This is a genomic window from Streptomyces sp. STR69 (genome assembly GCF_024519455.1).
Lineage (GTDB): Bacteria > Actinomycetota > Actinomycetes > Streptomycetales > Streptomycetaceae > Streptomyces.
Genome location: NZ_JALJRY010000005.1, coordinates 326,068 through 335,758, shown reverse-complemented (window position 1 = coordinate 335,758; position 9,691 = coordinate 326,068). Strand labels below are relative to the sequence as shown.

Annotated in this window: 5 protein-coding genes; 2 read left to right on the top strand and 3 right to left on the bottom strand. The window is 67.9% G+C overall.

Going from position 1 to position 9,691, the window contains the following annotated elements; translation table 11 throughout:
* Positions 1 to 17 precede the first annotated feature (17 nt).
* Positions 18 to 1,274 carry a TIGR02679 family protein gene (locus OC490_RS11975; protein WP_262057861.1) on the top strand — a complete coding sequence of 419 codons (1,257 nt, stop codon included), beginning with the start codon at positions 18 to 20 and terminating at the stop codon, positions 1,272 to 1,274.
* A gap of 385 nt (positions 1,275 to 1,659) precedes the next feature.
* The gene (locus OC490_RS11970) at positions 1,660 to 1,788 is read left to right on the top strand and encodes a DUF6408 family protein (RefSeq protein ID WP_262057860.1); all 129 of its coding nucleotides are present in this window, start codon (positions 1,660 to 1,662) and stop codon (positions 1,786 to 1,788) included.
* A 53-nt stretch (positions 1,789 to 1,841) separates the two neighbouring features.
* On the opposite strand, the gene OC490_RS11965 is transcribed toward OC490_RS11970, so the two are convergent.
* The 3 genes from OC490_RS11965 to OC490_RS11955 form a co-directional block, all read right to left on the bottom strand.
* Positions 1,842 to 3,845, bottom strand: coding sequence for a DUF2075 domain-containing protein (locus OC490_RS11965; protein WP_410098606.1), 2,004 nt, complete (start codon positions 3,843 to 3,845; stop codon positions 1,842 to 1,844).
* A 287-nt stretch (positions 3,846 to 4,132) separates the two neighbouring features.
* Positions 4,133 to 6,043, bottom strand: coding sequence for a DUF2075 domain-containing protein (locus OC490_RS11960; protein WP_262057859.1), 1,911 nt, complete (start codon positions 6,041 to 6,043; stop codon positions 4,133 to 4,135).
* A 780-nt stretch (positions 6,044 to 6,823) separates the two neighbouring features.
* Positions 6,824 to 9,682, bottom strand: coding sequence for a pPIWI_RE module domain-containing protein (locus OC490_RS11955; protein WP_262057858.1), 2,859 nt, complete (start codon positions 9,680 to 9,682; stop codon positions 6,824 to 6,826).
* Between the last annotated feature and the right edge of the window lie 9 nt (positions 9,683 to 9,691).

Below are 9,691 nucleotides of genomic sequence, written 5' to 3'. Positions count from 1 at the left end.
CGAGACCCACTGTGGACATGAACAGGCCTGGCCAGTCCGGCTCCCCCGACGAACCGGGCCCGCGCATCGACCTCGACCGCCTCGGCCGGCTGCTCGGCGACCCCGGCCTGGCCTGGCTGGTCGAGCGCGTCCGGCGCCGTATGGAGCGGGACGAACCCCTCACCGGCCTACTCACCCTGGCCGCCCCCACCAGCGCCGAACGCGCCGCCGCCGAACGCCTGTTGGGCCGCGCCCCACGCGCCGGACGCTCACTGACCGTGCGCCTCGACGCGGTGGATACAGTGCTGCGCCGCTCCGGCATCAGCCCCTACGGCCTCGCCACGGCCGTCACCGCCCTCACCGGTCCCGTCGCCCGGCTCGCCGACGTACGCGAACAGGAGGCGAACGCCTGGCAGGAGGCGTACGCCCCACTGGCCGCACTGCGCCCCGAACTGGCAGAGTGGGCCCACCAGTTGCGCAAGGCCGGTCTCGTGCGACGCCTGGCCCGCACCCCTCACGCGGCGAAGGTCCTGCTCACCGACGCCACGACGGTCCTGCGGACACTGCCCGCCGACCCGGCGGTGTCCCTGCCCGCCTTCGCCGCCACCGCTCTCGGCGACGCTCACGCGCTCGACGACGGAACCCCGCTCGCCACGATCGTCCTCTCCGGCATCCGTGCCCTGACCGGCTTCCCCGACGGAAACGGAGCCGAATGGCGCCGCGAGGCCTGGGCCTCGGCCGGCCTGCTCAGAGACGCCCTCTCCTCCACCGTCCTCACCCTGGGCCTACGCGGCACCCCCGCCCTGGACTGGATGACCGACACAGGCGAACCGGCCGTCCTGACACTGCGCCAGCTCACCCACACCCCTCCGACGCCGGCGGCGGAGGTCGTCTACGTGTGCGAGAACCCGACCGTCCTGGCCACCGCCGCAGACACCCACGGCCCCACCTGCCCACCCCTGGTCTGCCTCCAGGGCCAGCCCTCAGCCGCCGCCCTCACCCTGCTGCGCCACCTCCACACCCACGGATCCACGCTCCGCTACCACGGCGACTTCGACTGGGGCGGCCTGCGGATCGCCGGTGCCCTGTTGCGCCGCGTCCCCTGGCTGCCCTGGCACTACACCGCCGCCGACTACCGCACCGCGGCCGCCGCCACACCGTTGGCACCACCTCTGACCGGCACTCCGACCGACGCTGCGTGGGAACCTGCACTGGCCGTGGCGCTGGGCGAGCTGGGGGTGCGCATCGAGGAGGAGACGGTCCTGGACATCCTCTTGGCCGACCTCACGCCTTGAGCTTGTCGGGCGGGCGGTACGTGGATGTCGCCTGCCGACAACCGGGGCACTCCGGTCGGCTATGAACTCCTGGGCCAGGTGTCAACGCGACGCGCTCGTGTCGTGTCGTGTCGTGTCGCACCAAACGATCTACACCTGGAAGTCGAAGCACGAGGCCGAGGGGCTCGGAGGGCTGAGGGAGAGATTGATCTGCGCCAACTGGCTCGTGCACTAACATGGTTACCCGCTGCGCACCTTCCCGGAGGGTACGTCGGCGGTGTTCCAGGTGCCGGTCCTCGGCGATGAGCGACGAGTGGTCTCCACCGCGTGCTGTACGCGGTGTGACTGCGGATGCCCGGTAGGGCGATCCCTGCCATTCCCAGCTCACGCTCAGGAGTGGAAACCGATGAACCCCGTTGAGTACAAGCCTGCACGTCGTGACCGGATTCGTCAGATTCTGGTCGACGTCGCGGTGGGAGTCGTCATCAACCTGTTGATGGCGGCGCTGACCGCGGCAGCACGCCTGGTCTTCTGACCGGTAGGTGGCGGGCCCGGGAGAGCCCGCCACTCCACGTGCTGGTCCCCGCGTCAGAAGAGGCGCAGCTCTCCGGGCGGGGTGTCTTTCTGGCGCTTCCTGCGACGCCGCCGTCCTCGGCCGGGGCGGGGCAGGTGTGGCTGTCGCGCCTGCTCCGGCAGGTTCTCCCAAGTGGGTCGCAGACCGTGGATCTGGACGTCGCCGACCAGCTCCTTCAGGTATGCCCGGCTCTCCTCGTCCGTGGAGTAGAGCACGGTCGCCCGGCTCGCCCGGGTCATCAGCACGTGGTACGCGTGCCGAACGAGGCGGGCGAACTCATCGTCGTCGACGCTCTTCGGCTTCACCTTGGGATCGAACGACCCGGGAACGGCCACCCGCTTGACGTCCGCCTCCTTGTCCGTCCTCTCCTTGCCCCGGCGGAACACCCAGCGGTCGCCCCGGCGCACCATGTCCTCGCCCATGATCACACCGCACCAGTCCCACTCCAGGCCCTGCGCGGTGTACACACAACCGATCTGGCCGAGACCGTTCTCGTGCACGGACCAGATCTTGGAAGGCGGGACGGTCTTGTTCTCGCAGAAGGAGTCGCTGTCCGCGTTCCACGGCCGGTGCCAATCACCGATCCGGACGTCGGGCTCAAGCCGCTTCTCCTTGCCCAAAGGTTTCGTCCAGGGCCAGCAGTATCCGGCGACCATCCGCGCCGACGCTCCCGCCCCGGCCTCGGAACGGATGATCTGCTCGAGTTCCTCCGCGCTGTCCACAACCTCCACGTGCATCAGTCCGTCCGGGGTCCACAGCTCCGACTCCGCGTCTGACACTCCCAACGCGCCGCGCACCCAGCGGATATAGGCGTCGCTGCCGCCGCACCGGAACTGTTCCCGCAGGCTGCTGCGGACCAACTGGGCGTCGTAGCGCCGTGCCGCGTCCTCCACGAGAGCGGCGGTGCCGACCTCCTGCGGGCGCACGGACTGACCCTCGTCGAGGAAGAACACTGTCAACCGGGAAGCGTCGAGGAGCTCGTCCACCTGAGGCTTGGTGCCCCAGTCCTCGGGTTTCCAGAAGCGGTTGGTGGAGCGGTCGCGCAGGCGATGGGCCTCGTCGCAGATCAGCACGTCCAGGGGCGGGGCGGGCGGGGTGACGAAGTTACTGAAGTAGGTGAAGGTCTCCTTGAACTCCCGGTCGCCGAAGCCGACATGCTCCTGCAGGGCGCCGTTGAAGGCCCTGCTGCCGCTCGCGTACTTGACCGTGCGGCCCTCCGCCTCCAGTTCGGCCTTGAGTTGGAGGCCGATGGCGCTCTTGCCCGTGCCAGCACCGCCCGTGACGAGGAACACCACCCGCCGCTCGTCGGGAAGGAGCGCGGGCCGCCGGGCATCGGGAAGCACCTTGGCGGCCGTGTCGAGGATTTGGTCCGCGACCTTCTTCTGACGGCCACGCAGGGTGAAGACCGTGTCCTCGCCGCTGGAGCGGATCATCGCGTCGAGCAAAGGCGTGTTGCGCAGGCCCATGCTCCGCAAAAGGATCTCGGCCGCCGAGTCGGCACCGTCATCGGCGAAGCTGCTCCGCAGGTCCGACAGCAGTTGGGCACGGCGGTCGCTGGTGTAGACACGGGCGTAGGAACCGGTCGGCGCGTCCACGCCGACCAGTGGGAGCACTGCGGCGTCGGTGGCGTTGTGCAGATAGGCGAAGCCGCCGCACTCGTAGTCCAGTCCGTGCAGCGGTCCTCTTTCACTCGTGAACGCCTCGTAGTATTCGCGCAGTTGCAGCGCCGGATGCTTCTTCTCCCCCATACCAGGGACATGCACCAGTTCCGCGGTGGCTCGCTCCACCCGCGTCACCGTCGACCAACGCTTTAACTCGACGAGCTGGACGGACAGCCCGCTCTCTTCGGGATGATGGCCCACGAGGACGACGTCGATGAGCCGCGGATCTCCGGTGCGTTCGGTCTCGTCGAGCGTGGCAGCGCACTCGACGACCATCTCGACGTTCCCACGGTCGGCGGCGACCAGGTCTTCGGCAAGATGAACCAGGCTCTCCGCCCAGGCGGAACGTTCGGTCAACGAAGCCTCGGTGCTCAGGAAGTGCGTCCACCTCGCGGCGAGGTGGGGCACCATACGGCGTCTTGAGTTCAAGTTCAGCAGATCCCGCGCTGCCAGTTTCAGCAGGAGCATGGACACGAGGTGGATCCCCCAGGGCACGAGTGACTCGTGCGGATGGGGGCGTGTCCACGTGGGAAGCCCGTCGGGCCGCAATGACGTCTGGGATCTTAGGAAAGTGAGCGCCCTCCCAGCGCATATGACACATCGGTCGGCTGGAAGCACCGACATCATGGCCGGATATCACGCGCTCACCGCCGCAGAAGGGGCTCCTCGGTCGCGGTCGGCCGTGGCTCCGGTCGCCCGGACACCAGTTCCCGCAGCTTCGTCCGGGTCTCCGGATCGGTCGAGTACACGATCGTGCCGACCATCCCCCGTGTCAGCAACACCTTGTACGTGTTCCGGATGAGACGGTCCACGTCGGTGTCCGGTGTGGACTTCTTGAACACCGGGTCCTTAGACGCAGTGCGGTCGGTGATCCAGCGGTCACCCCGCCAGACCAGGTCCGGGCCGATGATGACGCCGGACCAGTCGTACTCGAACCCCTGGGCGGTGTAGACGCAGCCGATCTGCCCGAAGCCCGCAGGATCGGTGGCCCACAGGGCGGACGGAGGCGCGCCGGAGACCGACCGGTCCCCGCGCAGGTTCCAAGGCCGGGCCCAGCCCCCGATGACAACGTCGGGAGGCAGTGGCTCGCCGGGCTTGGGCTCGGGGGACCATCGCCAGCAGTAGCCCGCGGACATCCGGGCACCGCTTTCCTCGGCGCGGCGGGCGTCGAGGAACGCCTCCAGCTCTTCAGGGCTCTCTGCGACCAGCAACTGCATGCGATCGTCGGGCTCCCACACGACCGGCCCGCCGGGCTCGAGGCCGAGAAGCCGGACCACCCAGCGAAGGTAGGCGTCGCTGCCTCCGCAGCGGAACTGGCTGTCCAGGGGGACGACATGGCAGTCGATGCCCCGTCTGGACGCAGCCTCCCGGATTTCGTGCACGGTGCCCATCTCCCCGGGACGCACCACTTGGTGCTCGTCGAGGAAGAAGACCGGTACGTGGGCGACGTCGATAAGTTCGTCGATCTGTGCCCTGCCGGTCCGCAGTGCAGCGCGGGTGTAGCGGTTGGCGGAGGTCTCCCGGATACGGTGCGCCTCGTCACAGATCAGAGCACCCAGGCTGTTCTTCTCCGTGGTCATGAAGCTGTTGAAGTACTTGAAGAGATCCTGGACCTCCCGTTTCCGAGAGCCGGCCACCTTGCGCATCGTCGTAGTGAACGACTGCGAGCCGGTCGCGTGGACCGCTGCCACGCCCCTCCGGTATAGCTCGCCGAGCAGTTGGAGTGCGATCACACTCTTCCCAGTACCGGGGCCGCCGGTGACAATGACGACTTCCTTGTGGTCGGCGCGCTTCGCCCTCTCCACCGCGTTGAGCACCAGGCGGTAGGCGACCTGCTGCTCGTCGAGAAGGACGAACTGCTGTCGCTCCCGCACTTCCTGGGCAGCCACGGACATCAACTGCTTCGACGGCACGGTGGCTCCCGCGAGCAGTTCGTCGGCCGCATCAGCACCGGGGTGCTTGTTGCTCAGCTTCGACCGGAGGTGCTCCAGGAACTCACCGCGACGCTCGCCGGTGAAAAGCAGACCCTGCCCGTCGCGCTCGATCTCCCGCAGCCCCGCCACCCCGAACTCGGTGGCGTTGTGCAGGAAGGCCACTCCATGGATCCGCTCGCCGTGCTCGGCCAACGCGCCGTTGAAGTTGACCAGGTAGTCGCAGTACCGCCGCACCTGCTCGATCGGGTTGAGCACGGGGGGCGAGTAGGCGTCGACATGACACAGGGTGGGGTCGTCCTCGTGCGGAGCCGCCTGGCTCCACTGCTTCAGCTCCACCACGACGTAGGACGGCTCCTGCGTGACCGGGTGCAGACCGGCGAGGACGACGTCGGCCCGCTTGCTGTTCAGCGGGAGCGCGTATTCCAGCATGACCTCGACGTCGCCCAGGCCGGCGTCGTTGAGCGCGGCTGTCAGAAGCGGGATGCTGCGCTCCCAGGAACGCACCTCCGAGGCCCCAGGCCGATAGCCATGCATGTGGACGAACTGCTCGGTGAGGTGCAGGAACAGCGAACCGTCGAGTGCCATGACGGCGACCGTTTTCGCGGACGCGCGGAACAGCAAGGACTTCCCCCAGGCAGCACGAAGAGACTCGTGCGGGTGGGGGCATGTCCTTCGAGACTCCACCGGGGTGGAGCGGAAGCCCGTCGGGCCGCGTTGACGATGTGTCCGAGGGTACCTGGCGGTACTGGCAGCCGTACCAGTGCTCGCAGTGGCGGCGCAGACGCCGCGACCGGTCCCCTGCCGACGCCGGACGCCCTCGTCAGCGGTGCGCTTACGTCGGCCCCGTGCTAGCCCACCACTGCGAGGCATCCGATTCGTGGCACCTCAGGAGGTGTGGCCTGTGGAATGCGAAGCGGCAGACGAGTCGGGCTGTACGCCGGGGAGAATCACCGCAATGCTATGACCTGCGCAAACGTTCAAGGAAGGCGCGTCCGTGGCTACCCCGATGGCTACGTAAGGAGGCGCCCCCGCGCCAGAGCGGTCCGACGCTGTTGGTTAATTCGGGGCTTGGCGTGACGTCGGCTCTCAGGACCCGGTAGGTCTTGAGGGCCCGACGTTGTCATATGGGGTGGGCGTCCATGTCTATGAGGCCGCAGGAGCCATGTGAGATCCCGGCGGAGACGGTGCGGGCCGCGCGAGCCGCCTTCCCCAGGGGGAGCCTGGCCATCCCCGGGTCGGTGATGAACTGGTCTAACTGGAACTGACTGATCCCGGGTTCGACTACTCGGTACTGTCGGAGTTCGGACCCCTCCTGTGGATTAGAGCCTGCTCTGGTGTAAGGACGAGATTCTCTAAGAGCGCGACGAGACCGTCTGCAGGCATATACCGAAAGCTATAGCGTCACTCGTCGTCATCCCGGTCATCGAAGTCAAATGTCAGCTGCCCCCGCGGCTCCCCGTCCGGCGGAGCCGCGGGTTGGGGCTGCGTAGGATCTAGGAAGTCTTCGATCTCGTGAGGCAGGGCATAGTCGTCCGCCAACCGCGCGAGATGCAGGATGAGGGGCATGCCCAGGCCATCGCGAGCCTCTCGGTAGTCCTCGCTGAAACGCTGCTGGTGCACGAACGCCGCCCAGGCTTCAGCATCGTCGCCCGGCTGGAGACAGGCGACCGTGAATTCGAGAAGATCCGGGTTCCAGGCGTTCGCCGTCGGACGGTGTGCGCTGTTGCCCGACGGGTTGATGTGCGGCGTCAGTTTCGCGTCATCGTTGGTGAGCTTCGTCTGCGTGCTGGACTTGCCGACCGTGCTGTAGAAGACGCGGCCCGGATCGCCCTGTACGCCGGGCTTCCACAACCCCATCGCGATGCCCCCTCGCTGTTGGCCCTCCAGCTCAGGTTTGAGTTCCTCCCGCTCCGCCCACCACTGCGCCGTCTCGTCCCTGGTGCCGTCGGCGACCCGGACGACTCGTAGCTGCTTGCCGTAGAGTCCGATCCGCTGCGTCGGCCCTCCGTCGAGACCGAGGCGGTCCTGCTCCAGTCCGTCGTTCTTCAGCCACATCCAGCGCTTCCGCACGTCCTGGGCATGTGTCAGTACGAGCGTCGGGGTGCTGCGCAAGCTCGACAGCGTCTGCTTGATAAAGGCCGCCATGAGAGCCGCCTGGTCGCCGCTGGTCCTCTTTGCCTCGACGCGTCCGGTCAACGCCTTGAGGAGTTCCGGATACGGAACCCATCCGTGCATGTCCGCCGACCTGCCGAGGACGCACTTCGCGCCCGGTCGGATGAGGATCGCGATCGGCGTGAACTGCTGCCTGCCCGTGGGCCCGTCGTGGCGGCGCTCCACGAGATGGAAGGCCACCTGGTTCAGACCGACGGGGATGAGGTCGCCGAGAGTGTGCTGCGGCAGCAACCGCATACCGGTCTGGCGCATGCCGTCCGACCAGGCCGAGGCAGCACGCATCCGTGCGTCTTCCATAGCCTGCTCCTGCTGTTCAGCGGTGGCGTCCAAGGGACGGATGAACTGGGTCACCAGGCCTGCGTCGGCGCAGCCGAGGCGGATCGCGTACTTGGGGTCGCTGCGCCGCTTGGCATGGCGGAAGGCGTCCTGGCCGTCGAGTTCCACGATGGCCAACCGCATGCCAGGAACGGTCGCGCGCAGACTGTTCATTGCTTCCGCCACCTGGGTCCGGCGGTCCGCGATGGCCTCGTCGTGATCCTTGCCCCTGCGGGGCACACGGTCACCGCCCAGTGGACCGCCCAGGGAACCCAGTCGCTGGGCTTGCAGCCGAACCGTCAGCTCCTCCGACTCCCAGACCCACGTGTCGGCAGTCTCCCCCCGCCGGAGCCCTGCGAGACCCAGTCCGGCCTCCGCGGCAGCGACGATCTGGTCGCGCATGATGTCCGACTGGTAGAGAACGAGCGCCGTGAGATCCTCACCCTCCAATGCCTCGGCCAGGCGGGCGCGGAGCACCTGGGCGTTGTGCGCCGAGAGAAGTTCCCGCTGGTCAAGGATCGCCGCGAGGTCCTCGGGCGTCTGCTCCTTCTTGGGAATGGACGGCAGCTTCTTCAATTGCTTCTTGGGCGGCCGAGCGTACGAGCTGCGCGTGAGTGCGGGAATGGGCACGAACTCCGGGGCGAGTGCCTGTTCTGCCCACTCGATCAGCCTCCGTCGTTCGCTGGGCATCAGGCCCGTGCCGATGGTGTGCCTGCCCATGACCGCGTGATGCCCGACAGCGGTCCGGATGCCGTCCCGGGCGTGGATCCAGTGGTCTGCCTCCTTCACCAGCCGGTCCGGGGAGGGCAGCGCGTCGAGAGCGGTGATCTGGGTGAGCATTCCCCCCGGCCCGCCCTGTCGCCACTCGGTCGTGCCGTTCCTCCAGTCCAGCATGGCGACCGCGTAGCGCCGCGGGACAGGGCCGCCGAGCACAAGTGAGGCGTCCGGCAGCAGGTAGGCCGACACACCCTTGCCATAGGGGATGAACACCTTGCCGCTCACGAACCGACGGACACCGGCACTCAGGTGGACCCGCGGGACGGGCGAGAACGGCACGGTGCGTACGGTGACCCGGATGGTCGCGGCGTAGTACGCCGGCCTCCCGTCTCCTCCGCCGTGGCGCTTGGGCACGTACTCGATGAGCTCGGACATCAGCTCGGCGCCCCCACTGCCAGCTCCGCGCGAACCGCCGAGACCTGCCACTTGGCGGAAGGTAAGTCGCTTCCCGTTGTGCTCGTACGGCGCCAGGCACGTGATCCTGGCTGCGAGGACGTCGGGAAGGAGCCGGTACACGTGGGCAGCGGGGACCGCGGTCTGCCGTGATGTGTCCTGTAGTTCGAGCAGATCGACCGTGCCCTGCTGCCACCTGAGGGCGGACACGTCCAGATCCCGGAAGCAGTCCATCAGCAGCCCCATCGTCTCGGGGTCGTCCGGGTTCCTTTGGAGGCTCTTGAGCCAGGTGGCGACGTAGAGGTTGGTCACCGCGATCGGGTACGGGTCCGTGCAGTACAACCAGGGGTTCGCCGAGCCGAACCGGGCCGTGGAGTCGACCGTGACGATGTCCGGGGCGGTGGCACGCAGCAGCTGGTTGATGCGCTTCGTCGGCACGCGGCGGCGTCGCTCGGCCTGCCACTCGCTCAACCCGTCGTGGTGCAGGCGCAGAACGGGCTCCTCCCAGTGCGCGGGGAGGGCGAGCGTGTGCATCGGGACCGTGAACGGTCCCTGCGCCGGGTCGGGAACATATGCGGCGGCCCGGAGGAACTGGTATTCCACGGTGCTGGT

Bases quoted from the DNA above. Each gene is read 5' to 3' on its own strand.
- OC490_RS11975 (WP_262057861.1), top strand. From the start codon at position 18: ATGAACAGGCCTGGCCAGTCCGGCTCCCCCGACGAACCGGGCCCGCGC.
- OC490_RS11970 (WP_262057860.1), top strand. From the start codon at position 1,660: ATGAACCCCGTTGAGTACAAGCCTGCACGTCGTGACCGGATTCGTCAG.